This window comes from Nostoc sp. MG11, assembly GCF_014904695.1.
Classification (GTDB): Bacteria; Cyanobacteriota; Cyanobacteriia; order Cyanobacteriales; family Nostocaceae; genus Komarekiella.
In genome coordinates, this window is the sequence record NZ_JACXXN010000005.1 from 319500 (window position 1) to 344705 (window position 25206).

Here is a 25206-nt window from a genome sequence, read left to right on the forward strand (position 1 = left end):
AGTAGGGAAATTACCCTCCCTGAAGAGGTAAAATATATTTTTACTTTATTAAAATTTGCCACTTTGATGGTATTTTTTTCGCAGATATTTTATTTAAAAATAATTTCATCCAATAGCTGAAATATATGCTGGTAGGCATTATTTATCAAAATAGCTGCGCTAACAGACATCAATTATCCAATTTTCAAATGTCAATTAAATGTCAAAAGATATAGACGCATTCAGGGCGGTTTTCCGTACATTTAAGGTAAATATCTAGATATCAAAAGCTTGTCTAATTGTAGGCTTTTATGAATGATAAACAGCGAATTCTCCGGGAAAAAGCTGAAATTATCTTGATATTTTATCTTTTGCGTTCTCTCTAAGTTTTTAACGGCAAATATCAAACCTTTATGAGGAGATTCAAATGCCATCAAAAAACTATCAGAGTCAACTTCTTTCTACCTCTCGCCACAGGTTGTATTCCCCAGTAGTTAACTACGAGGATAAGAAAAAGTCAGGGTATTGACTTATAAGATTAAGTATGATATTTTTAAATGCCGTAATCAACACATATAAACATGAATATATCTTCATCACTAAAAAAACCGCGTGTTGCATGGCAGGCGGTTTTCTCTCTGCTGATGTTTGTGTTCATGTATTTGCCTATATTAGTACTGGCCTTTTATAGCTTCAACCAGTCACCGTACAGTGCAAATTGGCAAGGATTCACCCTAGAGTGGTATGGCAAGTTGTTCAGTGATGATCGCCTTTTATCAGCTTTGAAAAACAGTTTGATAGTTGCTGGTTGTGCAGTAGGAATTTCAGCCGTACTGGGAACTTCAATGGCTGTAGGGTTGGCACGCTACCAATTTCCTTTTAAAAAATTGTATCACGGTACTGCTTATCTCCCGTTGATTATTCCCGATATTGCGATCGCTGTGGCGACTCTCGTTGTTTTAGCCGCGTTTGCGATTCCTTTGAGTATATGGACAATAGTGGCGGCTCATGTGGTGTTTTGTCTGGCTTATGTCGGACTTGTGGTTTCTTCACGACTTACCAATTTAGATCCCCACTTAGAAGAAGCAGCACTTGATTTAGGAGCTACACCAACGCAAGCCTTCATCAAAGTATTGCTACCGCAATTAATGCCCGGTATTATAGCTGGTTGTCTGTTAGCTTTTGTCCTTAGCTTAGATGATTTTTTGATCGCCAGTTTTACTGCTGGTAGCGGTTCTAACACCTTACCAATGGAAATTTTTAGTCGGATCAGAACAGGAGTCAAGCCTGATATTAACGCTCTTAGCGTCATGCTGATTTTAGTATCTGCGATCGCTGCTTTTGTAGCTGAATTGATTCGCGCTTCTGGAGAAAGATAATTCATAATTCATAATTAACGCCTAATGTGAATTAGAAAAAAAGGCGGGAGAAGTAAGAAGATGAAAGTTACCAGCTTTTCAACTCAGACTTCCCCTATGAGCAGCATAAACTTTGGAACGCTATTAACAACAATCTTTGTAGTGGTAGATGATTGGTATGACAAGCAAGTCAAAAAGACAACACTCTCCAAACCAGGGGTGAAAGCAAGCATGAGCGTGGGACTTAAACGTGACAAGCGATATAGTGATTTTGCCTCAAATGCTACCCCTGGTTGGTGTGCTGCCAGACAAATGCGTTATTTTGGCTACAAACAAACTAGTTATGCTCTCAACGTGGAATGGAATTCTCATTGCTTATGACATAGTGCCTGCTAATACGGATGAAACAATTGCTGCTGAGTCTGTTTTAGAAACAGTTCAATCTCGCAATATTTACGCAGACAAAGGCTTTATTTCTGCCGATTGGCAGGCCACTATTACTCGTCGCACTGGTAATCGCATCTGGACGCTAACCCGTAATAACCAGCATCTTCAACATTCTAATGATTTGAAGCCTTTTATCAGTCGTGTTCGTCAGCGCGTCGAAGGTGTTTTTCACGAAATTCAAAACACCGGACGTAATCTCGATAGCGCAGCGGTAGCCGGTACTCCGGCGTCACGCTTACTCAATAAAACTGTTGATGGCTTTTGTGTCCATATTGCTGCCAAAGTTGCATCTCACACATTACGTTTATTGCTTCGTCGCCGTTTTGGTATTGATGTTCTAACTTTCCAATCTCAACCTATTTAATTCACATTAGGCGTAATTCATAATTCATAATTCGCTCTGGGGCTACGCCCCGCTACGCTAATGTAATTCGTAGCTGTTCGCGTAGCAAAGTAAGTCTTTAGTGATGATCATAATCTTGGTTTATAGCCTCCGTTGAGTAGCTACTGTGTATGGTAGCCTTGGCAAGGGGAGCTTGCTTGATAGCGCCAGTATGGTTTAATACTAATCGCCACGGAGAGTTGGTATAAGTACAGAGTTAAATAATGTTAAGCAACAGTCTATTATATAGACTAACTAAGTTTGTTAGATGATTTATTTAGTAGGTATAAATAAATTAAAGTCAGTATTTGGCGTTTAAGTGCTAAATTGCTAACTACATGCCAAAAAGTATCTTTTGTTTAATTATGCCCACTTACTTTAAAACGAAGCACCAGCTTACAAACAGTTAAATAACAGTTGGATAACTGATTCAAAATATGGAAAGATTAGAAAGCAGATAAAAAAGTTAATAAATAACAGAGTAACAATTAGCAACATGAAACCACCTAAAAGCACGCGAAGGCGGGGATTTGTGCTGACTCCTGTTGGGCTGAAGCGCTTACAAGCGGCGATTTTGGCTATGGAGATAGCAGAGAATAACGGCGAGCATTTTACTCTAGAGCAGCTGGGCGATCGCATGAATGTTTCTACCAAAACACTCAGTCGATTGTGGTCATTGAATAGAAGCGTGGATCAAAAAACTCTGAGACTGTGCTACGAGACTTTCAACCTGGAATTGCGTAGAGAAGACTATGCAATCATGAATGAATCGAACAAGACTCAAACATCTAAAGCTTTCTCACCGAGTTTAGACATCAGAAACAGCGAATCGGTTCAGTATTTACCCGTAAATTCATTTGCTAACGAACACCATGACCAACATGAACACCTTTGGTCATACCCGGATGGCCCTGTATCTTTAGATTCTCCTTTTTATGTTGAACGTCCGGCGATTGAGGAACCAGTCTATCGAGAAGTGATTCAACCAGGCTGTGTGATTCGGATTCGAGCTCCAAGGGGAATGGGTAAAAGTTCTCTTGTGTTGCGGCTGTTAGCCTTTGCAGAAACGCAAGGATATCGCACAGTTAACCTGAATTGTAGTCAGATTGATTCAAACTGTCTGACTGACTTAAATAAGCTATTGCGTTGTCTGTGCTGGCGAGTTGCGAGGGAACTAGGCATTGATCCCAACTTAAATGATCGATGGGATGAAGAAATTGGCTGTAAGTTGGGTTGCAGCCTTTACTTCCAGAGCTATTTGCTCAAGCATATTCAAAGCCCAGTAGTTCTAGTTTTAAACGAAGTTGACCGCTTTTTTGAACACCCTCACATTGCTCACGAATTCTTTGCTTTGTTGCGCTCGTGGTATGAAGAAGCACGGCATGATCTCAACTGGCAAAAGCTGAGATTAGTGGTGGTTTACTCCACAGAAGTATATGTATCGTTGGATATTAACCGCTCCCCATTTAATGTAGGACTACCAATCCGCCTCCCAGAATTCACTCAGCAACAGGTAGAAGATTTAGCAAAGCGGCACGGCTTAGACTGGGCTTCTGGGAGCGAGGCGACTCAACTAATGTCACTCGTGGGGGGACATCCAGCATTGATTCAGATTGCTCTGTATCATCTGTGTTGTCAAGGCATGACCTTAGAACACATGATAAATGAGGCGATCGCTAACGGCGGTATCTTCCGCTATCATTTATGGCGACACTGGGTACTCCTACAAGCAAAACCTAATCTGGCAGAGATATATGCTGGACTTGTGGGAGCAAAACAAAGCATTTATCTTGATCCCATTGATGCTTATAAACTCGACGGCATAGGATTAATCAGCTTTGAGGGCGATCGCATTAAACCGCGTTGCGAACTCTATCGCGCTTACTTTGAAAAACAACTGTCTACAGTTTTTAATAGTAGGGATTGTCAAGCTGTCTAACTGCCTAATTCATCAACTTATAAGTAGTGGCGTGTCAAGGCTAAAGTAGTGCATTAGCTTTCCTCTTATGGGATGGATGGGCGTATCGCCCGTCCGGTGCAGGCTAGAAGCCCAGACAGACTACAAGAAAATTTATTGCAACATTTTAGCTGTGCCACGCCAGTAGATAGGTATAACTAAATATCAAAAATCCTTGTTTTGAGTGATGAATCGCTTAAAACAAGGATTATCAGGACTCAAGTCCTCACCCTTCGGGTTCGTTAGTCGCTCATGGGGGAAACCCCCAAGACCGCGCTAACTCACTACAAACTTTAATTTATTTACGCCTAGCTACTTATTATCTTTGCCGTTAAAGAATCACCCTGAAAGATTGCAGGAAGCAATATTGAGTGAAATTCAGATCAGGATTTTCCCAACCCAAAATCAAAAATGAGATACCAAGTTGGCGGCAGTCTCCACAGTGATGATCCCACATACGTTGTCCGTCAGGCAGATGAAAAACTTTATACCAGCCTGAAAGTTGGCGATTTTTGTTATGTCTTAAACTCTCGCCAGATGGGCAAATCATCCTTACTACAGCGCACAAGTCATCGTCTTAAGCAAGAAGGCTATGAATGTGCTTACTTGGACGTGACCAGATTGGGGAGTGAAGATACCACACCTGAACAATGGTATAAAGGCATCATTATCAGCTTGTACCACAGCTTAAATCTGGCAAAACACATCAACTTTAAGCATTGGTGGGATATGCAAGCAGGCATTTCTCCAGTGCAACAACTACACCAATTTGTAGAAGAAATATTGTTGCCAAATGTTCAAAGCGATTCTCACTTAGGTAAAAGCGAACGCATTTTCATCTTTATTGACGAGATTGATAGCTTGCAGAGTTTGAGTTTTCCTGTCAATGACTTTTTTGCCTGGATTCGTCATTGCTACAATCAGCAGGCATACGACCCGAATTTTCAACGTTTGGGATTTGCCTTGTTTGGAGTAGCCAGTCCATCTGACCTAATTACCGACAAACGCCGGACGCCCTTTAACATTGGGACAGCAATTGAGTTATACGGCTTTCAATTACATGAAGCTACACCATTGCTAAAAGGGTTAGAGGGAGCAGTTAGCCAACCCAAAACCGTACTGCAAGAGATTATTTACTGGACAAGGGGACAACCGTTTCTTACCCAAAAACTCTGTCAGCTAATTGTTCAGACTGCCTTAGAAACATCAAATAGAACAATTTTCCTACCTCCAAAAACTGAAGCATCGTGGGTAGAACAATTTGTGCGATCGCATATTATCCAACATTGGGAAGCCAAAGATGAACCAGAACACCTCCGCACCATCAGAGATCGCTTACTTTTCAATGAACAACGGGCAGGAAGATTACTAGGACTTTACCAACGAGTATTGCAAGCTGAGGTAGCAGAGAATGGAGAACAGACAGACAATCCTGTACCAACCGATGACAGTCGAGAACAGACAGAACTGTTATTATCTGGTTTAGTCGAGAAACACAACGGCTATCTCAAAATTAAAAATCCAATCTATCGGAATATTTTCAATAGCGAATGGGTGATCAGGCAGTTAGACAATCTCCGCCCTTACTCGCAAACTTTCAATGCTTGGGTAGCATCAGGCTTTAAAGATGAATCGCGTCTGTTGCGAGGACAGGCTCTAAAAGATACTCAAAATTGGGCGCTTTTGAAAAGTCTGAGCGATTTGGACTATCAATTTTTAGCCGCAAGTCAAGAATGTGAACAGCTAGCAGTGCAAACGGCATTAGAAGCAGCACGGGCAAAAGAGGTAGAAGCACGACTAACCCAAGAGAAAAGAACGGCTTTATTACAAAGATTTTTGCTAGTTGCAGTGGGTATTGGGTTACTCGTTTCTAGCAGTTTAGGGGTAGGAAGTTTCATTTTGTATCGCCAAGCTAAGAAAAGCGAAAATCAAGCTAGGAACAGCGAAATTCGAGCGCTTGTATCTTCTTCTAAGGGGCTATTTGCCTCAAATCGCAATTTAGATGCGCTCATAGAAGCAATTAAAGCCAAACATAAACTGCAAAAACTAGATAAACCAAATAAAAATATTGAGCGTCAGGTAAACAATGTATTACGGCAAGCAGTTTATGGAGTAGATGAATATAACCGTTTTTCTGGTCATACGGCAGCAGTTCTAGCAGTAGATGTCAGTCCTGATAGTTCGCTGATTGCCTCTGCAAGTATAGATAAAACAATCAAGCTTTGGCGGCGTGATGGTACAGAAGTTGCAACTCTCAAAGGTCATCAGGCAACAGTTAGAGCAGTAGATTTTAGCTCTGACAATCAAAGACTCGTCTCGGCTAGTGAAGATGGTACTGTTAAAATCTGGAAGCTAGATGGGACTTTGCTCAACACGTTTCAAGGTCATACAGCTTCGATTTGGGGAGTAGCGTTTAGTCCCGATGGTCAGTTTGTTGCCTCTGCTAGTTTCGATAGAACGGTGAAACTCTGGAAGCGAGATGGCACGTTGCTGAAAACGTTTCAAGGTTACAAAACAGGATTTTGGGGAGTAGCATTTAGTCCCGATGGTCAGTTCGTTGCTGCTGGTAGTTTAGATGGGGCAGTAAAACTCTGGAAACGAGACAATACGGGCTGGCAAAACGGCAAGCTTCTACAACCTCTCCAAGGTCATACCGGTTGGGTTGTAGGAGTAGCTTTCAGCCCTGACGGTCAGACCCTTGCTTCAGCGAGTGAAGACAAAACTATCAAACTTTGGCAGCGAGACAGCAATGGAAGCTACCGCCTGAATAAAACTCTTAAAGCTCACAGTGCCGGGATTTGGGGAGTCGCATGGAGTCCCGATGGTCAGACTATTGCTTCCGCCAGTCTCGACAAAACAATTAAACTTTGGAACATTGATGGTACAGAATTAAGGACACTCAGAGGACACAGTGCGTCAGTTTGGGGAGTGACTTTTAGTCAGGATAACAACTTTATCGTTTCGGCGGGTGCAGAAAACGTTGTGAGATTGTGGCAGAAAGAAAATCCATTCCAGAAGAGTATCATTGCCCATAAAGCTGGAATTTGGTCAATCGCTATCTCCTCCGATAGTTCAACCATCGCCACCGCCAGCCACGAAAACGCCGCTAAACTTTGGCGTCGCCAAGGTAAATTGCTCAAAACTTTTACTGAATCTGGGAGCTCAATCTTCGAGGTTTCATTTAGTGGCGATGGTAAGTTAATTGCTCTGAGCGCTAATAATGATATTGTAAAACTCAAGAAGCCAGACGGTACTTTGGTCGATACTTACAAAGATCCTCTCGGTAGACTCTTAGCAGGAGTATTGAGTCCAGACGCTCAGACGATCGCAATGGCAAATGTTGATAAGATTGTTCAAATATGGCCGCGTGTTCAGTTTGCACCAAAGCTTCTCAAAGGACATCAGGCGGAAGTTTGGCATGTCGCATTTAGTCCAGATAGTCGGCTTGTGGCCTCAGCTAGTGGCGACAATACTGTTAAGCTGTGGACGCTTGATGGCAAGTTGCTCACAACTCTTGTAGGACACTCGGCGGCAGTATGGAGAGCTGTCTTTAGCCAAGACAGTAAGATGATCGCTTCTGGAAGTGGCGACAATACCGTTAAGCTGTGGACGCTTGATGGTGAGCCAGATGGTGAGCCAGCGCTGAGAGAGGGTATCTCTACCCAGGCGACTGACGCTCGCGAAGCGTATCCGAAGGATTCACCCCGAAGGGGTAAGTTGTTGAAAACTCTCAAAGGTCACACAGCCGCAATTTGGGGAGTTGCATTTAGTCCCGACGGACAAATAGTTGCTTCTGGCAGCGTCGATACCACGATCAAGCTTTGGAAGCCTGATGGTACGGAACTAACAACCCTCAGAGGACATACCGCAGCGATTAGGGATATTGCCATCAGCCGCGACGGCACTTTGCTAGTCTCAGGGGGTGATGACAATATGCTTATTCTGTGGAACTTGCAGCGAATTCTCCATCTAGATGCACTGGCTTATGGTTGCGCTCTGGTGCAAGATTATTTGAAAACTAACATAGCAGTGGAGGAAAGCGATCGCTCTATTTGCAACTTATGATTAGGGAACACCAGCTATATTGAAAGCCTAACAAAATTAATCTTCCTAGTTTATGCAATCAACTAATACCAATTTAAAAAAAGAATGTGACAGATAGACCATGTAGAGACGTTGCAATGCAACGTCTCTACCAAAGGATTTGTTGTAATCATTAATTGAATCGGTATAAGTGTATAAATATATGTTTGCTGAGTTATTTATATATCAAATGCGGATGAAATTTCTCTGATCATGTCGCCGCTTATGTACAATTTTCTAGTTATTAAAATATCTTCAAAATTAGTCAATAATTGGCTATTATCAATAAGTTTTTACTCGAAGATAACGATTTGTCATATTGACATCATCAAAGATTTCGCGTAATATTATATATGTAAAAATAGTTTATTATTTATATCTACTAATACTTAGAAATGCCCTAATACAGATAAACAAAGTTAATTCATATTGATATTCTTGGATAGAGAGAAGTTTTAAGCACATCGAATAATATCCGTGTTCGTTTCTCTACATAACTATTTTCAATTAGATAAAATTGGGGCTAACTTTGGACAAGATGCTATTTCCCCCTCGTTATGCAAATTTGCCAAAATCCCAATTGCTCAAATCCATTCAACCCCGACAGCAATAGATTTTGCGTGAGTTGCGGCCAAAGCAACTTTGGCAAACTTCTCAGAAACCGCTACCGTGTATTGAGACTGTTAGGTGAAGGTGGGTTTAGCAGAACTTATGCAGCCGAAGATGCAGATAGACTGAATGCTCCTTGCGTCATCAAGCAATTTTTTCCCCAAGTTCAGGGAACAGGACAACGTACCAAAGCAGCAGAATTCTTTAAAGAAGAAGCTTTTCGGTTGTATGAATTAGGAGAAAATCATACCCAAATACCGAGATTGCTTGCTTACTTTGAACAAGGTTCTAGCTTATATCTCGTGCAAGAATTTATTCAAGGACAAACTCTGTTCCAAGAAGTTCAGCAACAAACTTATGACGAAACCCGAATTCGAGAACTTTTAGTAGATTTATTGCCAATTCTGGAGTTTATTCATTCTCATAATGTTATTCATCGGGATATTAAACCAGAAAATATTATCCGTCGGGATAGTGATGGCAAACCTGTATTAATTGATTTTGGTGGTGCTAAGCAGGTCACACAAACCAGTTTAGCAAGACCAACTACGGTAATTTACACAATCGGTTATGCCCCAACCGAACAAATGGCTGGATTTGCTTGTCACGCCAGTGATTTATATGCTTTGGGTGTAACTTGCGTGCGTCTTTTAACTAAATGTTTGCCCTTTCAGGATGCTTACGGACAGATTAATGATCCTATTTATGATGCCATGAATGTTAAATGGTTGTGGCGTGAACGGTTACAGGAAAAAGGTATTACTATTAGCGACGACTTAGGAAAAATTTTAGATAAATTGTTAAAACACTTACCAAGTGAAAGGTATCAAACAGCAACAGCAGTTCTGGATGATTTAAAGTCTACAACATCTACTTTGACACCAGTTGCCTTAAAAATTGTGGCAATTCCTGAATCTAGATTATTGCGATCGCCCGAAAAAATAATTGTACCATTACCCCCCCTTGAAACCTTTGAATTTGACGTCGTGACAGTAGACACAGCTGGTAGAGAAGTTAGCCGCGATCAGCGAAATGCAAAATTATTTGCTGAACAATTGAGCCAAACCATCACATTAGAAATGGTATCGATACCAGGTGGTACATACATGATGGGTTCACCAGAGTATGAAGGAGATGCTGACGAACGTCCCCAACATCAAGTTACAGTCGAACCCTTTTTTATGGGCAAATTTCCTGTAACTCAAGCACAATGGAGAGCGATCGCAGCTCTACCTAAAGTCAAACAAACCTTAAATCCCAACCCATCCAAATTCAAAGGTTTAGATAGACCAGTAGAAAATGTATCTTGGCATGAAGCTGTAGAATTTTGTGTCAGACTGTCAGAAAAAACCGGACGCAACTATCGTTTACCCAGTGAAGCTGAATGGGAATACGCTTGTCGTGCGGGAACTAGGACATCCTTCCACTTTGGTGAAACAATTACCCCTGAGTTAGTCAGCTACGCTGCTGAACCCAAAAGCAAATTCCGTAAAGAAACAACAAATGTAGGCAGTTTTGAAGTAGCCAACGCCTTTGGATTGTATGATATGCACGGGTTAGTTTGGGAATGGTGCGCTGATTCGTGGCACAACAATTATAACGACGCACCTTTAGATGGAACAGCTTGGGAACTTGGTGGCGATACTCATCGCCGAGTATTACGGGGTGGTTCTTGGAGTTTCAACTCAGAACTTTGTCGCAGCGCCAGTCGTAGTTGGAACGAGTCTGACGGTGGGTTGAGGATTTGTGGCTTTAGGGTAGTATTTTCCCCAGAAGAGATTATTTAGCCAAAATATTAGCGATCGCTTGGTAAATTCTCATCCAGAATAATTTTCATGTTGAACTTGTTCACGAGCAAGTTTCAGAAAATTCACTGCATCTACACGAGTGACAGATGGGAAATTATCCAAAAACTCCTCAAGAGAAAATCCATCATCTAAATACTCAAGAAGTGATTGGGCTGGAACTCTCGTATTTCGGAATACCAATGTCCTGCCCATCACTTCTGGATCGGAACTTACTGGACTTTGCAGTAAGGTAATCATAATCTTTGTTTTTGCTATTTTTTCGTTCAGTATATCGTTTCTAAACCCTTTGCTAGAGCTACAAAAAAAGGCTGCACGGTAGCAGCCTTTTTTGTGAGCTAGTGACTTCCAGTTTGTGGTCATCAACAGACTTAGATAACAGGTTGAAGTTAAACGAGTCTTAAATCGGGATACTCCGCTAACACATCATCAGATGTGAGGGTATCACCTTCAGCTTGCGGAGTCCAAAGAACTTCAATTGCTAAAAGTTTTTCGCTGGGGATGCTACCAATCTGGCGCAAAGCTTGACGCAGATCTTCAGCGCTATTAACTGTTGGGATTTCAAACTTACCTAATGTCGCCGCTAACAAGGTGACGATAATGTATTCCCCAGGGCCTTCGGTAATTAGACGAGTTGGGTTATCAAGTTCACCAGCAGCAGGTAAAGCATCTTTGGCACGAGCTGCTTTTAGCTGGTTGTTGACATTGGTAAGAGTTTCTTCGCTAAATTTGCTGCGTTCTGCTAGGGATAGGCGGTTGAACTGAGCTTCGGCGGAATTTAAACTTGCTTGTTGGGTTCCACTACCTGCATATACACAGTATTCAGGATGGCGCAGTAAAGCTAGACTAGTTTCTTGGAGAATTTCTGCTCTCCCCTCTGGGGAGTTGGTATCAGCGGTTTCGGCAATATGGTTAAGTTCTGCTTGCAAACCACGAGCCTGAGCTAGCAAACCTACTTGTAAACGAGTTACAGAAACAGACGGGTTGCTGCTATAGCCGACTTCTTCTTCACCACTAGAAACGCGGCGGAAAGATTGGACTAAGAAGTTAGCGATCGCAAAGAAAATTAGAATGGTAAACAGACCGCCAAACCCTCCCCCAATACCCCAAAAAGGAATTAGGAAAGGAAAGCCAAAACCACCACCAAAACCACCACCAGGATAGGGAGCGTAGCCCCCACCAGGAGGCGCGTAGGTGCGCGGTGTGTAGGTGCGGCTAGAAGGCGCTCTAAAAGAACCACCGCCAATCCGACCACCACTACGGGCAGCTAATGCTCCATCGGCGTGACTCAGCGCCAAACCTAACACTAGGCTCAGTACAAAGAAAGTTTTTAACAGGGGTTTGATGGTTTGTTGTAGTTTTTTACGCATAATACAGTCGTTTGAAAAACGCTATTGGTTATAATCTCCTGACGCTGGTAGGAGTGTGCTGTGTGTAGATAACGCCAGCCCGTAACAAGCAAGCGTCTAATTAGCAGTGGCTCTTTGTTTAGGCTACATACTTAATCTACCGCGTCTTATCTTGGGTAGACAGCGATCGCAGGGGGGATTTCTTGAGCAGATAACCGTACCTCAAAACATTTCCCATAGGTCTTTAGTCCCAATTAATTCTTTCTGGCTCCCAGGGTTTTACCAGCTGTGAGAATAATTCATCACTTCCATGTCCTAGGATAGTGCTTTGTGACCACAGTCATGAATTATACAGATGATTTTAATTTTTTGTGATTATTGTGACTGATTTTTTTAATCCTAGTGAGATAAACTTTAGCAGTTGCAGGGAAATAGTTTTAGTTATCATTAGCCTTCACAGGCTAAATTGTGCTCTTACCACCCATGATCCTCAATCAACCTTAGTATGGAGTGGCAAAGTAATATGGCTCTTTTTAAAATTAAATCTCATCTGGGAAATTAGTCATTTAAATCACAGTGATTTCGCAGAAGTTAGATGCGGATATACAGTTGTGATGCCAAATCACTTGCAAAAATATTCTTACGCCTAACAAATGTAGAGACACGATAACTCTCAGATTTATCTACTAAAGCCAGACAAACTCTAGCCAACACATACAAGCTAGAAAATAGATGATATCAAAACCGGATTTGCTACAACCATAAGTTTTTTACATCAGCAATTAAAAATCATTACTAGTTGCTGTAGGTAATTGTTTCCGGTAAAAAGCAAATTTATTGAATGTTCTACTAAGTACTTAGAGATATTCTGGCATTTTGGCACAATAGTACACGGTATTAACGATACTCTATTGAGAGTAGGCGTAGTAATCCAATCTAAGTCGTGAACGTTACGTTAGTTTTACGTAAACGCGTACTTCTGCAAAAAAAGCAAGCTACGCTTTGCGTCTTTGAAATCAGAAGCTACTTCCTTTTCGCTGAAGGCGTCCCGTGTTTCTATGGGAAAGTAACCTATGGCGAGCGTTGACCATAATAGACGGGTAACGTATAGCACTAAAAAAAGAAAAAGAGGATTTCACAAATTATTTAGGACTGCTTATAGATATCCACATTTACACAGCAGCTTTATCAGCGATTATTATTGACTACAAATGCTAGTTGTTAGTTTTTGCAAGTCATATATAAAAATTATTCAATGGGGAAAAATTGATAATAAAGCATGAAATTTACTAAATTTAAAAAACTCATTTTTCCAGACAAAATATTAAATATAATTTTTGATTTTCTTGATTAATGTAATTCAATACCTCACAAATTATTGTGTTTACAAAAGCCTATACAAATAGATTATTTATCATTATCATAAATATTTATATTCTGTTAAAGTTCGTTATGATGTGTGAAAAACAATTACTAAAAACTGCTAATTTTACAAATAGTTTCGTTAGCCAAAATAAAGGATAAAAAATGATAAGACAGTGGAAAATCAAATATAGAGTCAGCGAATTCCTAAGTAAAATCACAAATAAGTATTTTTGCTCATCGCATGATATGATAGATTCTTAAGTCTGTAATAATAAGCAAGTAACACAAGCAGAGACTACCAAGTAAAGTCCTCTTGTTATAGTCCCAGCTTGATTTGTGGCGTATATTCCTAACCTCATACTACTCTAGGTAAAACGCTCTCCAGGCACTACAGACTTCATCCTTCATTTGATTCAAATGCTTTAGCTCAAGCAATGTCAACACTGATAAAAAATTTTAATTAAAAAATGGGATAACTAGGGTGAAAACGATTCGTCAACTCCTATTTCCGGTAGTTAACTAGTGTTAATTTTAGGACTTACGCAAGGGTCATATTTTTTCGTATAGGTTGTTCAGAGTCAAAAGTCAATAGTCCAAATATTTTTGACTCTTGACTCCATAACAGAAAATATATGTACCAGTTAGGTGAGTCCTGAATTTCCTTGGTCTAGTTGACAGTATGAACAAATTAGAAATTATTTGAAGTTTAGTTATCAAGTTGATCATGGAACATATTTCTCAACTTACAGCAAAAATCAGAGAGAAAACTGCATACCCAGACATCCTAGTCATATCCCGTATCTTTCTACCGAAAGAAGCTGTAATTGGGGAATATATTTACAATCGATGTCTCCAAGACCCGGAACGAGTGATTGTATTGGCAGCTGGTTGCTCAGGAGATAAAGTATTTGATCAAACTCAACAGTTTCCTGTATATCGCTGGATTTACCCGGAATACTGGCGTAGTGGTTTTATCGGGAGTATCCTGAAGTCTTGCCTCAATATGCTCTGGTCATTTGTGCTAGCAATTAAACTTTATTTTCGCTATCACTACCGCTATATTGAGTGGGGTCACGGCTATGAGTTTCCTTCGCTGTTGCTATTGAGCTACTTGTTACCTATTCGCTTTTTTATCTACCTGCACGGTAACGACATTATTTATGCTTTACGCAACCCCGTGCTGCGATCGCTATTTAAATTGACACTTCATAGAGCTGAAGGGATTGTTTGTAACAGTTCCTACACACAAGATTACCTCAGAACTACTTTTCGATTAAATACCCCTACCCACGTAATTAACCCAGTAGTTAGACCAGAAAAGTTTGGCACTGGAGCGAATTCAAGCAGTATTGACGATTTACGTGCCAGCATACGTCAAGCTCATAACATTCCAGAAACAGCAATAGTGATTCTTTCAGTTGGCAGCCTGGTCAAGTATAAAAACTTTGACCGAATAATTGATAACATACCACTGCTGCTGACTATTGGCGTCGATGTTCACTATATACTCTGCGGACAAGGGCCTTGTGAGTCTGAACTCCAATCTCAAGCAAATCGCTTGCGGGTAGATAAACGGGTACATTTTGCCGGATATGTACCAGATCGAGAATTAGCTGGCTACTATGCAGCCTGTGACATATTTGCGATGCTGATGTTGGATACAAAAGCTAACAACATAGAGGGTTTTGGCATCGCTCACTTAGAAGCGAGTTACTTTGGTAAGCCTGTAATTGCCTCTCGTTTAGGTAGTGTCCTAGATGCAGTTCAGCACGAAGAGAATGGCATACTGGTTAATCCCAATTCTGGCTATGAAGTTTTTCAAGCTTTTAATCGGTTGTGTAAAGATCAGCTATTGCGTGAGCAACTTGGGCGCAGAGGTAAAGAATTAGCCAAACGCAAAGCTGCTTATAAATGTCTATATAAAGCTGACCACAATTGAGCAAATTTGTGAATAGGCGTGTCCGTGTAGCTCAGAAGGTTATACGGTAAGTCAATTCATCAGATGATCTGCCTTTGATGAACTCTGCATTCTGATTGACTTTGTGCAACTCGAACCCAAGCTTCTCAACCACCTTACGGGAGGCAAGATTATGCTCGTTCACCGATGCGTGTAGTGCAAACAAGCTAAAGCGCCGTTGGGTTTCGGCGATCGCTAGAGAACAGTAGACTGGGGCATATCCCCGTTTCTGGAAATCAACGAATGTCATGAAGCCGATTTCCGCGTATTGGTCGTCAAAAATACCTATCTCGACAACACCTACAGGTTGGTGTTGGGAGATTATAGCAACCCATTTGAGCCAGACCATGGTATGGTTGTCGGGTGATTTTTCTAGCGCGGCAAACTTGAACTTGTGCTTAATCTCCATGAAAGTCGGTATTGGCTCCTCAAGATACTCGTACAGATGCGGATCGCTCATATAGGAGTACAGGAGATCGGCATGCTGTTCTGTAACCTTTTCTAAACGCAAGATCCCCGCATCTGTTGCCATGATTTTTCAGATTCTTCTGTTAGCTTGACCTTATCTATTTCGCAGTTTGTTGCATTAACCACCGCCGACAATAGTTACTACTTCTAAGCGATCACCTGGTTGCACTTTTGTTTCCGGCCAAAACTGGCGGTGTAAAATTTCACCGTTATACTCCACAGCCACCAAACGAGGATTAAAACCCAATTGTTGAAGTAATTCAGGTAAAGGAGTTTGAGACAAACAGGTTTGGTTTTCCCCATTTACCTGAAGTGTAATCTCATTAGACATAAGCGATGTGGGGCATTGCAAACTAAAAGAGGTTTTTATTGTTTGTGGTAGGTAACTGGGTTGTGGGAATTGATCACAAAGTTGTCAAAAATCATCTTGAATTTGGAATTTCTAAAGGCTGTGGTTTAATGCGATTGAGCTGGGAGAGAAAATATTGTGTCACTAAGGTAGGTTGTTCAGCTTGCATAAGCGATCGCACTACCGCCACACGTTCTGCTCCTGCATCAATCACATCATTGATGTTATTGGCATCTATTCCGCCAATGGCAAACCAGGGAATTGAGCAATTTTTGGCGGCATAGCTGACGTACTCTAAACCTGCTGCTGCTTTACCTACTTTCGTGGGAGTTTCATAAACAGGCCCCACGCCAATATAATCTGCACCTTCAGCAATTGCCCCTTGCATTTCTTCTGGATTTGTGGTAGAACGACCGATCAAGCGCTGTGAGCCGAGTAATTGCCGAGCAATGGCAATAGATATATCTTGCTGTCCCAGATGCACCCCATCTGCATCTACCGCCAAAGCCAGATCTACTCGGTCATTGATGATGAACAGAGCACCGTAGATGGAGCACAGCTGCCGTAGTTTCTTGGCTTGTTCTAGACGGAAAGAATCATCGGCGGTTTTGTCGCGGTACTGTAGGAGCGTTAATCCACCTTTGAGTGCAGCCTCAACAGTGCCTAACAAGGTTTCACTAGGAGAAGTAACAAGATATAGATGCGATCGCCACAACAGTTGATGCCGTTGATAACCCATCAAACTACTTTCTAGAGCATAAACCTGATAGCGCATCTGCTTACAAGCTTTAGACATATTTGAGTGATAAAGCTTGCCATATTCTTCCAAAACCCGCAGTGCTTCTTCTGTGCGGCAAAAATTAGCCTGCAATAAAGATTTGATGCTAGCCCGTTTTTCTTCTTGAGGATGGGTTAACTCAGTCCCAGGATCACCTGGTGTATCTCGCGCCGCCCGCAATTCAGATGTATGCCATTTAGCTATCTCTTGCCGCAGGTGCTTGCATTCAAGGGACAACTGTGAATTATTCAACCCAAAACGACACCATTCTTCGATAATTCGCAAACCCTCACGAGCGCGGTCTAAATTGGCGTCTAAAATGCGGTGAATAACTTGCTGTATTTGCTCTTTTTGGCTGTAAGGCTCGACCATTACAACAACCCCATTAGTGCTTTCATCGAAACAGCCAGCCTCTTTCATATTTGTACTGTTTTTCACATTGGTGATTGTTTACAAGATATTAGGGATTGGGGATTGGGTATTGGGGGAAGGGAAATGGGTAAAGGGGAAAGGTAAAAATCATCCCTTTGCGCTTTGCCCTTTAACCTTTTGCCTCCTTCTCCAGTTCCTTCGTTTATTACTCTGTATTAAAAATCCCCAATTGGTCAATATGTGAGTAATATTATCGACATATTAGTGTTTGAGAGTATAAGAATTTATTGTTAGTTATAAGGAGTTGTGTTAAAGATGATTCCTCCTGTTGAATTGTCTCAGTACCGTAAAGAAGATGTCCCGAAAGCATTACTGACGTTTTTGGAATCAGCAATGCTTTCAATTTTTCGTCTTTCAGTATTATCTTTGACCGTAAGCATGGGAGTAGTAAGTATGGCGTTTCTGGGTACAAGCCTTGACAGCGCCATTGCTCAGATTCCATCCGCACCAAATTCGATCCCACCGGGTGAGAAAACAATTTCTCAGGTTAACGTGCTGTTTGTCAACCCAAGTGTCGGAGATGACAGCGCAGGCGACGGCGGCGATCGCGCTCCTTTGAAAACGATCGCTCAAGCGCTGCGATTAGCTAATGCCAATACTGTAATTATCCTCTCCACTGGCACTTACAGCGCTGAGACTGGAGAGGTATTTCCTTTAATAATGAAATCGGGTGTTTCCATTCAAGGTGACCCTAGCAGTAAAGGCAAGGATATTATCATCCAGGGAGGCGGTGGATACCTAAGTCGCAGCTTTGGCGGTCAAAACGTCACAATTGTTGGAGCAAACCAAGCCTTGCTGACTGGGGTAACGGTGACGAATTCCAATCCTCGTGGTTATGGTTTGTGGATTGAATCCAGCAATCCGGTCATTGCAGAAAATACATTTACTGGTAGTACTCAAGATGGAATTTCTGTCAATGGTAACGCTACGCCGACCATTAGCAAGAATTACTTTTATCTAAATGGAGCCAATGGGATCACAATTAGTGGTGGTTCTCGTGCTGAAGTACGAGAAAATGTCTTGCAAAAAACGGGCTTTGGGATCAATATTGCCCAAAATGCTGCTCCTGTAGTGGTAGGCAATCAAATTCAGGACAATAGATCAGGAATTTTAGTACAGGCAAATGCCCGCCCGATTTTGCGGAATAATCTTATTCAAAATAGTAAAGAAGATGGTGTAGTAGCGATCGCTCAAGCAATGCCAGATTTAGGCAACGCCTCCGAACCAGGGGGTAATGAGTTTCGCGATAATGCTCGTTACGACATTAACGCCAGCGCAGCCAAGCAGGTAATTTCTGCCTTTGGCAACAACTTTACTGGTGATAAGATTGCCGGCAATGTAGATATTAAAGGCATCACAGCACCCATCGCCCACAATCAACCTACCCCCGCCTCTAATAATGTGGTGCGAGAAATACCAGCAAATGGAGAAATTTCCTTTTCGGCTCCCAGAGTACCTGAAACGACCAACAGGCAGACACTACCATTACCCAGGAACAGCATTTCTCAAAATAATGGCGCTGCACAATTAAACAGTCAACTGTTGCCACTTTTGCCAGCCAATGCACCGATTTCTGTACCTAGATCGAATCAACAGCCGCCTACCTCAAGAGTTGCCGGGTTTCCTATTCCCAGCAGCTTGGTAGGTAGACAGATACCGAAAGCTACTCCCAAACCAGCAAATCTGCCTGATGTGCCGCAGTTGAATTATGTGCAGATTGATCCCAAGACGATTGAGTTTACTGCACCTCAGCCCCCATCTGATCTAGCACAGGCACAAGTACCCACAAGGGAACAGCAGCTATTACCAACACTAAAAGCTGTTCCCCTTGGCAATTCATTAGTTTTGCCACGCGATCGCAATATCTCCATTGACAACAAAATGCCAGTACCCGAAACTGCAACTGTCGCTTATGGTGGGGATTTGTCGCCTGGTGCTACACAGTTTGGTGTACGTTACCGGGTGATGGTGCAACTAGCAACTGATAATGAACGCGATTTAGTGCGATCGCTCGCCCCTGGCGCGTTTTCTACAGTCTGGCAAGGTCGAAGAGTCATGCAAGCGGGTGTCTTTAGCAGCGAATATAACGCCCAGGAAATGGTCAGAACGCTCAATAGCAAAGGTTTAATAGCTGTTCTTGAACCTTTGAATTGAATCAGTGAAAAAACCTTCATCAACTTAAGTTGATGAAGGTTTGAACAAGTGGATTTTTGCAGTTATCAATTAAGCACAGTAGGAACAATGATTGGCAAAAAATGTTAGGAATAAGCCAGGGGGCAAGTCCTGGCTAGCTATACCTGAACATAAGATGCCTATAAAACGAATATTATCAGTCGCATATTACAACAACAATAGATAAGAAACAGATAGGCAGTATCTATAAAAAGTTCGATTTTTAAACCTTAAGTACCAGTTAACATACTCATAATTCGAGCAATAGTATATCTATAGCTGTTGCCAGGTAAGTAGCTAGGCGTAAATAAATTAAAGTTTATAGTAAATTAGCGCGGTCTTCTCCCTTCGCGTAGCGTCTCGTAGAGAAGGGGCTACGGTGTACACACATCTCTGTACAAAACCAAAATCGTTGTAGATCCTCCTAAATCCCCCTTAAAAAGGGGAACTTTGAGAGGTTTTTGCTCCCCTTTTTAAGGGGGGTTGGGGGGATCAAAAGCCTGTGGGGCAACTCTAAAAGACTTGTGTGTACACCGTAGCGTAGAGAAGGGGAGACGCCCGCCCTAGGATGCCCAAAGGGCTGTAGGGCGATAGCGTTCGCGCTTAGAGCGACGTAGGAGCGTCACCCGTACCCCTACGCTTAAGCAAGCTACGCGCAGCGTCTCCGTTAGGAGAAGGGTAAGGACTTTAGTCCTGATGATAATGCTTGTTTTGAGCGATGAATCGCTCACTACGTACTAAGATTTTATTTTATATTTAAACGTCAGGTGTTTGCTTAAGCGAGTGGTTAACGCTGTTCGCCATACATCGCTTTGAGTTTTGATGTGAAAGACTCAGAGCGATCGCTTTTTTCTGGGGTAAATCGCCCTATGGGGGGATGAATAGCCGCAGGTAGCAGCAATTTTGTTTTAGGAGAGATTGGTGATGTTGTGGGCGGTGGACTCTCTTCAGAAGTTTGCCTGTGGCTGACAGCAGACGCTAACTGTCGCGTTGCCAAAGAGGTAACTTCCCTAGAATGAGGGGACTTCGGGATGCTTTGATTTTCCCTACTTGCTGGCTTTGTTTCTGCTTCGCCTAATGCTGCCTTTTGTTCTCTACTGATCAGTTGCATGGGTGCAGCATTGCTTTGTTGATAGGCGTTACCGACCCTAGCAGGTGGTAGTTGAAGATTCTTGGCTTTCTCAACGGTGGTGTTTTTCGGGACAGGTGGTAGGCTTGGTGCAGTTGATGCAGTTAGGCTTTGAGGAAATTTGCTGCAAATCAGGCGTTCAAATTCCATATTGAAATGATGAGTAGCTTGTCCTCGCCGTTGCCAAAAAACTAAAATTTGCTGTACGGAAACCGCTTTATAACGACCTTGATACAGCGCCTCAATGACTGCAAGATGTAGCCAATAAATTGGGTATTGCGTTTGCCAACGGTTAACTAAATCAACGGCGTTATACCCACCAAGATCAAAACTATAGTGAATTAATAAGGCGGTAGCCAAGTCGGCGAAAGTATCTGGAACTGTTTTTAACATGGGCTATTAGCTTCAGGCAATAGGTATAAGTTTTCGACCCATCGCATATAGCCTAACGTGCTTTTAACTACATGAAAAATTTCCAATAGTTACCAGGCTGATAGGCAGTGTTTCCCATTCTACTTGTCAACTGCTGGAATGCAACACTATGTGGGGTGAATTGATCGCGGGTGTTCGCTTGATGGCAACTAATGCTTGATAAATCATTGCTGCAACTTCAGCACGTGTTGCGGAACGGGAAGGTTCAAGCAGCTTGGAGTCTGGGTAATTAACGATGATTCTTTGTTGTGTCGCAGTCGCAACGGCTGTCTGGGCATATTCAGGAATAGCTTGACGATCGCTGTAGACTTTTAGGGCATTGTTATTAGTTGTTGATAATCCCAAACCATTAACTAGGGAGACAATCACCTGTAATCGTTGCACATTTTGGTCAGGGCGGAAGGTGCGATCGCTAAATCCACTGACAAAGCCGCCGCTAGCCGCGATTTTCAGGGCATTGTACGCCCAAAAGTTCTGAGGTACGTCCGTAAAATCGGGTGCTGGGCGTTTGGGAGTAGGATTAAAGGACACCGCCACTAAAGCCGCATACTGGGCGCGAGTCATGGGTTTATCTGGCTGGTAGCTACCATCGGCAAAACCATGAGTTAAGTCCATACTCATTAATGCGCGAATGAATACTTCTGCCCAGTGTCCCACAATGTCTGTAAAAGATGGTATATCTACCTGGGGATTGACAATATAAGGAGATGTGATAGGATTTTCCTTGCCACTGGCGACTAATGCTTGGTAAATTAATGCCGCAACTTCCGCACGAGTGATATCCCGCAGTGGTTCGAGCTGTTCTGTTTGAGGGTAATTCACCACTAATAGTTTTTGGGTGGCAACGGCTAGAGAATTTGTGGCGTAACTAGGAATTTGAGCGCGATCGCGATATACAGTTAACACATTCGGATTGCCTCCACTCAGCTTTAACCCATTGACAACAGATACTATTGCTTGAATTTTTGTCAAATTTTGCTCCGGTCGAAACGACCCATCGGGAAAGCCGCTGATAAAGCCCATATTTGCAGCACTCAAGATGACTGAAGCCGCCCAATAGTCTGGTTTTATATCCGTAAAATTACGCTTATTATTACTTGCAGGTAACTGAAAAACCTTAGAAACGAGGGCAGCATACTGAGCACGGGTAATTGGAGCATTTGGCAGAAAAGTACCGTTAGGAAAGCCCTTAATTAAACCTTTACTAACTAATGGTTCGACAAAAGTCGCCGCCCAATGCCCATCTAAATCAGAGAAACTAGTACTAACTCCTACTTGACTGGGAGTATCTGCCGTGGTGGCGATAAATTCTACCAGCCCCTTAACTTGAGTAGGATTTAACTGATTGCCAACGGAAACCAACTTTTGTGCTGCAGCATTTTGTAAATCAAATTCACCACTCTCACGAAAGATATTATTTGCAGGATCTTGGGCGCTACCTAAATCGGGGACTGCATTGCCATTGACCAACAGACCGCCTTGGGTATTTTTGGCAATGAGATTCTGACGCAGCACAGGACGGGCGTCTCGTGAAAGTGCGATCGCCGTGCGATTTTCTGATAATTTATTATTTGCAATCAAAGGGGCAGCAAAGTCACTAACGGCAATGCCCAAAGGATTTTTTTGAAATACGTTCCGTAAGACTTCCCCCTTACTATTCCGTGCCATGAACAACCCGCTGGCAAGGTTTTGCACAAACACGTTATCCACAATTGCGGGTTTAGCATTGCCAGTTGTAAAAACACCTTCTCGCCCACAGTTAATCAAAGTATTGTTAGCCAGAGTTGGCGAAGCTGATTCAATCCAGACACCAGTCCCTTTTGCCATAGCATTTGTAACCGTCACCCCCAAGAGACTGGCATTACCTAGTAAAAGCAGCGTGATATTTTGCGTACCAAAGCTGGGACTCTGATACTCACCACTCCCAGAAATTATAATTCCTGTACCTTTGTTAGCTTCATTACCCACCACCGTCACCCCCGGTGGGATGACCAGTGGAAAAACTTCGCCTGTCGCGGCTTTATAAATTCCAGATGCCAGCTGGATGATAGCGGGCGTTTGGGTTGCTTTTAAGGCACGGGTGAGGCTTTTAAACGGACTCAACCGTGAACCAGCATTATCATCATTCCCCGTAACGAGGTTGACATAGATTGTTGCAACGAGGGTAGAGTTCACCATTAATAATTGTGAGTCAAATGTTTAAATTATGACATTCATAAATGACACTACTTATAACAAACTTTTTTCAAGTAGTATCTCTGTGTATAGAAAATATATCCGCCTGATATTATCTTGTCGGCGGCTGATATGTACACATCAGTTATAGACTCTCATGCAACGTTCTGAGTTCATTTCTAAGTTTTAAATTTTAAGTTTGGCATTAATAGCCTTAGTTTTTGCGATTGCTTCGTTCACTTTGGGAATACTGAACTTAGAGCACCCAAGGGAGTATTAAAAATGTCAGACAATCGCATCAGTGCAAATCTTTCCCAAACAGACCGGCTACAAGTAATGCAAGCAATCACTACTATTCGGGAAAAGTTACCATTTTTGATTGATTTGACCGCAGAGGAGCGCAAATCTTTGCCTAAACTAGGCGACAAAAGTCGAGCCTTTGTCAGTAAAGCATTAGAGGTAGCAACCCAAAACCCAGATTTTTTGCCGCGATCGTTTGAATTAGATGAAATGCGTCGGTATGTAGAATTATTTGACGCATTATATCCAGTACTTTTATCTTTAACCCAACTGCAAGAATTGGTAGATGATACTTTGATTGCAACTGGTAGTGAAGCTTATACAGCAGCTTTAGCAGTTTACAACTATGCCAAAGTTAATGGTAATGTATCAGGCTTAGATGCAGTAATTGATGATATGGGGCGCAGATTTAGCCGTAGATCTCGGAAAACTCAACCATTAGCAAACCCGGAAGCTCCAAAATTAACTCAGTAATTCAACTATAGAAAGTAAAACTTTTAGCTCAGAACCTCGAAGTTCCGAGTTCCGAACACGAACTTCCGAGTTCCGAACACGAACTTCCGAGTTCCGAACACGAACTTCCGAGTTCCGAACACGAACTTCCGAGTTCCGAACACGAACTTCCGAGTTCTGAGCACGAACTTTCGAGTTCTGAGCACGAACTTCCGAGTTCTGAGCACGAACTTCCGAGTTCTGAGCACGAACTTCCGAGTTCTGAGCACGAAGTAAAAATATACAGCTTTGTGTCTTAGTGTCTTTGTGTTTAAAAACAGATCCCCCAACCCCCTTAGAAAGGGGGCTTTACACGTTCCCCCCTTAAAAAGGGGGGTTAGGGGGGATCAGGGTTTCAGGCTTCAGTGCGTAAGTCCTATTTATTTATTTGGAAGTCCCTAGTTTTTTCCCAAAACGCCGCCGCATACCCATACCTAACCCAAACACTGCAACTGAACCCAAAAGAGTCCCCGGTTCAGGAACTCGTTCTATGGTGGCATTTCTCACCTCTAAGGCTGATGTAGCCACATAATCATCTATATCCACCACCCCAAAGGCTAGAGTGTAAGTTCCCGGCTGACTAAAGGCATAAGAGTTAATCCCCGTTTCCCGAATAAAGGGACTGGAAGCTTGAGTTGTATCAGTAAAGTCAGCCAACTTAATCAGCGTGCTATCCACCAAGAAAAAAGCAAAATCTGCGTAGCTGGTTTCATTCGTGCGGAAGTTCCAATCGAAACGCAAGACATCACCAGCCGCAACAGTTACCGTATTTTTGATAGCAGACCCTTCCAATGCATCTCCCTCAATATCTAAAGCTTGCGGGACTAAGCCGAGAAAGTCTTGCAAGTCTGGCAAAGGATTTGCCAAACCTGCGGGATTACCAGAGTAGTTGAAAGTTGCATCGGGTTGAGGGAAGTCATCATCTAGTAAAGCGTTATTAGATAGATTTGCCTGACCCAAAGCTGGGGTATTTATATCACCAAATTGCTGCCAGTTACTTAGGTCTAACTGAATAGCATGAGCAGAGGTTGTGTTTATTGGTATCCCAAAGCCGACAAGGCTAAAAAGACCTAGCTTGAAAGTTGAATTGACGAATGTGGAAAGTTTCATGAGATTACTGTTTTCTATGGGTGTACGTTTGGCAAAGAAATAAAACGAGATGTGGTAGCCGCCCAATACCTTTCGGTT

Annotated in this window: 17 protein-coding genes; 9 read left to right on the plus strand and 8 right to left on the minus strand. The window is 42.4% G+C overall.

The features are described 5' to 3' along the window. Nucleotides 1–560 precede the first annotated feature (560 nt). The 6 genes from HCR01_RS10520 to HCR01_RS10545 all read left to right on the plus strand — a co-directional run bounded on the left by HCR01_RS10520 (nucleotide 561) and on the right by HCR01_RS10545 (nucleotide 10602). Nucleotides 561–1358 (plus strand): ABC transporter permease, encoded by a 798-nt coding sequence (locus HCR01_RS10520; protein ID WP_193196152.1) that lies wholly within the window; start codon nucleotides 561–563, stop codon nucleotides 1356–1358. Between the two features lie 96 nt (nucleotides 1359–1454). Beyond that, nucleotides 1455–1718 carry a hypothetical protein gene (locus tag HCR01_RS10525; RefSeq protein ID WP_193196153.1) on the plus strand — a complete coding sequence of 88 codons (264 nt, stop codon included), beginning with the start codon at nucleotides 1455–1457 and terminating at the stop codon, nucleotides 1716–1718. Beyond that, a complete protein-coding gene (locus HCR01_RS10530) occupies nucleotides 1681–2148 on the plus strand; it encodes a transposase (RefSeq protein ID WP_193196154.1) in 468 nt (155 codons plus the stop codon). The genes HCR01_RS10525 and HCR01_RS10530 overlap by 38 nt, the downstream gene beginning before the upstream one ends. 514 nt (nucleotides 2149–2662) lie before the next feature. Continuing rightward, a complete protein-coding gene (locus tag HCR01_RS10535) occupies nucleotides 2663–4105 on the plus strand; it encodes an AAA-like domain-containing protein (protein WP_193196155.1) in 1443 nt (480 codons plus the stop codon). A gap of 429 nt (nucleotides 4106–4534) precedes the next feature. Further along, entirely contained in the window at nucleotides 4535–8188 is a 3654-nt protein-coding gene (locus HCR01_RS10540; protein WP_193196156.1) for an AAA-like domain-containing protein, read from the plus strand. Nucleotides 8189–8763: 575 nt separating this feature from the next. Beyond that, a complete protein-coding gene (locus HCR01_RS10545; protein WP_193196157.1) occupies nucleotides 8764–10602 on the plus strand; it encodes a bifunctional serine/threonine-protein kinase/formylglycine-generating enzyme family protein in 1839 nt (612 codons plus the stop codon). Nucleotides 10603–10632: 30 nt separating this feature from the next. On the opposite strand, the gene HCR01_RS10550 is transcribed toward HCR01_RS10545, so the two are convergent. Together HCR01_RS10550 and HCR01_RS10555 are read right to left on the minus strand one after the other, a co-directional pair. Continuing rightward, nucleotides 10633–10860 (minus strand): DUF433 domain-containing protein, encoded by a 228-nt coding sequence (locus HCR01_RS10550; protein ID WP_193196158.1) that lies wholly within the window; start codon nucleotides 10858–10860, stop codon nucleotides 10633–10635. Nucleotides 10861–11009: 149 nt separating this feature from the next. Next, on the minus strand, nucleotides 11010–11990 hold the full coding sequence (locus HCR01_RS10555) for a DUF1517 domain-containing protein (RefSeq protein WP_193196159.1): 981 nt from the start codon (nucleotides 11988–11990) through the stop codon (nucleotides 11010–11012). Nucleotides 11991–14058: 2068 nt separating this feature from the next. Between HCR01_RS10555 and HCR01_RS10560 the strand changes: the two genes are divergently transcribed. Further along, nucleotides 14059–15273: a glycosyltransferase family 4 protein gene (locus tag HCR01_RS10560; protein WP_193196160.1), complete on the plus strand. Its 1215-nt coding sequence runs from the start codon at nucleotides 14059–14061 to the stop codon at nucleotides 15271–15273. Between the two features lie 31 nt (nucleotides 15274–15304). Here HCR01_RS10560 and HCR01_RS10565 read toward each other — a convergent pair whose 3' ends face one another. The 3 genes from HCR01_RS10565 to HCR01_RS10575 all read right to left on the minus strand — a co-directional run bounded on the left by HCR01_RS10565 (nucleotide 15305) and on the right by HCR01_RS10575 (nucleotide 17306). Next, complete coding sequence (locus HCR01_RS10565; RefSeq protein WP_193196161.1) at nucleotides 15305–15823, minus strand: GNAT family N-acetyltransferase; 519 nt, start codon at nucleotides 15821–15823, stop codon at nucleotides 15305–15307. Between the two features lie 54 nt (nucleotides 15824–15877). Then, the gene (thiS, locus tag HCR01_RS10570) at nucleotides 15878–16090 is read right to left on the minus strand and encodes a sulfur carrier protein ThiS (RefSeq protein ID WP_191758319.1); all 213 of its coding nucleotides are present in this window, start codon (nucleotides 16088–16090) and stop codon (nucleotides 15878–15880) included. 91 nt (nucleotides 16091–16181) lie between these two features. Next, on the minus strand, nucleotides 16182–17306 hold the full coding sequence (locus tag HCR01_RS10575) for a thiamine phosphate synthase (protein ID WP_193196238.1): 1125 nt from the start codon (nucleotides 17304–17306) through the stop codon (nucleotides 16182–16184). A 267-nt stretch (nucleotides 17307–17573) separates the two neighbouring features. On the opposite strand from HCR01_RS10575, the gene HCR01_RS10580 reads away from it, so the two are divergent. Then, nucleotides 17574–19472 carry a DUF1565 domain-containing protein gene (locus tag HCR01_RS10580; protein WP_193196162.1) on the plus strand — a complete coding sequence of 633 codons (1899 nt, stop codon included), beginning with the start codon at nucleotides 17574–17576 and terminating at the stop codon, nucleotides 19470–19472. Nucleotides 19473–20277: 805 nt separating this feature from the next. Here HCR01_RS10580 and HCR01_RS10585 read toward each other — a convergent pair. Together HCR01_RS10585 and HCR01_RS10590 are read right to left on the minus strand one after the other, a co-directional pair. Next, nucleotides 20278–21012: a hypothetical protein gene (locus HCR01_RS10585; RefSeq protein WP_193196163.1), complete on the minus strand. Its 735-nt coding sequence runs from the start codon at nucleotides 21010–21012 to the stop codon at nucleotides 20278–20280. 126 nt (nucleotides 21013–21138) lie between these two features. Continuing rightward, the gene (locus HCR01_RS10590; protein WP_193196164.1) at nucleotides 21139–23229 is read right to left on the minus strand and encodes an S-layer homology domain-containing protein; all 2091 of its coding nucleotides are present in this window, start codon (nucleotides 23227–23229) and stop codon (nucleotides 21139–21141) included. A 279-nt stretch (nucleotides 23230–23508) separates the two neighbouring features. On the opposite strand from HCR01_RS10590, the gene HCR01_RS10595 reads away from it, so the two are divergent. Next, entirely contained in the window at nucleotides 23509–24000 is a 492-nt protein-coding gene (locus tag HCR01_RS10595) for a hypothetical protein (RefSeq protein ID WP_193196165.1), read from the plus strand. A 402-nt stretch (nucleotides 24001–24402) separates the two neighbouring features. Here the strand turns inward: HCR01_RS10595 and HCR01_RS10600 are convergent, their stop codons facing one another. Continuing rightward, complete coding sequence (locus tag HCR01_RS10600) at nucleotides 24403–25128, minus strand: PEP-CTERM sorting domain-containing protein (protein WP_193196166.1); 726 nt, start codon at nucleotides 25126–25128, stop codon at nucleotides 24403–24405. Nucleotides 25129–25206: the final 78 nt, after the last annotated feature.

Bases quoted from the DNA above. Each gene is read 5' to 3' on its own strand.
- HCR01_RS10520 (WP_193196152.1), top strand. From the start codon at position 561: ATGAATATATCTTCATCACTAAAAAAACCGCGTGTTGCATGGCAGGCG.
- HCR01_RS10525 (WP_193196153.1), top strand. From the start codon at position 1,455: ATGAGCAGCATAAACTTTGGAACGCTATTAACAACAATCTTTGTAGTG.
- HCR01_RS10530 (WP_193196154.1), top strand. From the start codon at position 1,681: ATGCTCTCAACGTGGAATGGAATTCTCATTGCTTATGACATAGTGCCT.
- HCR01_RS10535 (WP_193196155.1), top strand. From the start codon at position 2,663: ATGAAACCACCTAAAAGCACGCGAAGGCGGGGATTTGTGCTGACTCCT.
- HCR01_RS10540 (WP_193196156.1), top strand. From the start codon at position 4,535: ATGAGATACCAAGTTGGCGGCAGTCTCCACAGTGATGATCCCACATAC.
- HCR01_RS10545 (WP_193196157.1), top strand. From the start codon at position 8,764: ATGCAAATTTGCCAAAATCCCAATTGCTCAAATCCATTCAACCCCGAC.
- HCR01_RS10550 (WP_193196158.1), bottom strand. From the start codon at position 10,860: ATGATTACCTTACTGCAAAGTCCAGTAAGTTCCGATCCAGAAGTGATG.
- HCR01_RS10555 (WP_193196159.1), bottom strand. From the start codon at position 11,990: ATGCGTAAAAAACTACAACAAACCATCAAACCCCTGTTAAAAACTTTC.
- HCR01_RS10560 (WP_193196160.1), top strand. From the start codon at position 14,059: ATGGAACATATTTCTCAACTTACAGCAAAAATCAGAGAGAAAACTGCA.
- HCR01_RS10565 (WP_193196161.1), bottom strand. From the start codon at position 15,823: ATGGCAACAGATGCGGGGATCTTGCGTTTAGAAAAGGTTACAGAACAG.
- thiS (WP_191758319.1), bottom strand. From the start codon at position 16,090: ATGTCTAATGAGATTACACTTCAGGTAAATGGGGAAAACCAAACCTGT.
- HCR01_RS10575 (WP_193196238.1), bottom strand. From the start codon at position 17,306: ATGAAAGAGGCTGGCTGTTTCGATGAAAGCACTAATGGGGTTGTTGTA.
- HCR01_RS10580 (WP_193196162.1), top strand. From the start codon at position 17,574: ATGATTCCTCCTGTTGAATTGTCTCAGTACCGTAAAGAAGATGTCCCG.
- HCR01_RS10585 (WP_193196163.1), bottom strand. From the start codon at position 21,012: ATGTTAAAAACAGTTCCAGATACTTTCGCCGACTTGGCTACCGCCTTA.
- HCR01_RS10590 (WP_193196164.1), bottom strand. From the start codon at position 23,229: ATGGTGAACTCTACCCTCGTTGCAACAATCTATGTCAACCTCGTTACG.
- HCR01_RS10595 (WP_193196165.1), top strand. From the start codon at position 23,509: ATGTCAGACAATCGCATCAGTGCAAATCTTTCCCAAACAGACCGGCTA.
- HCR01_RS10600 (WP_193196166.1), bottom strand. From the start codon at position 25,128: ATGAAACTTTCCACATTCGTCAATTCAACTTTCAAGCTAGGTCTTTTT.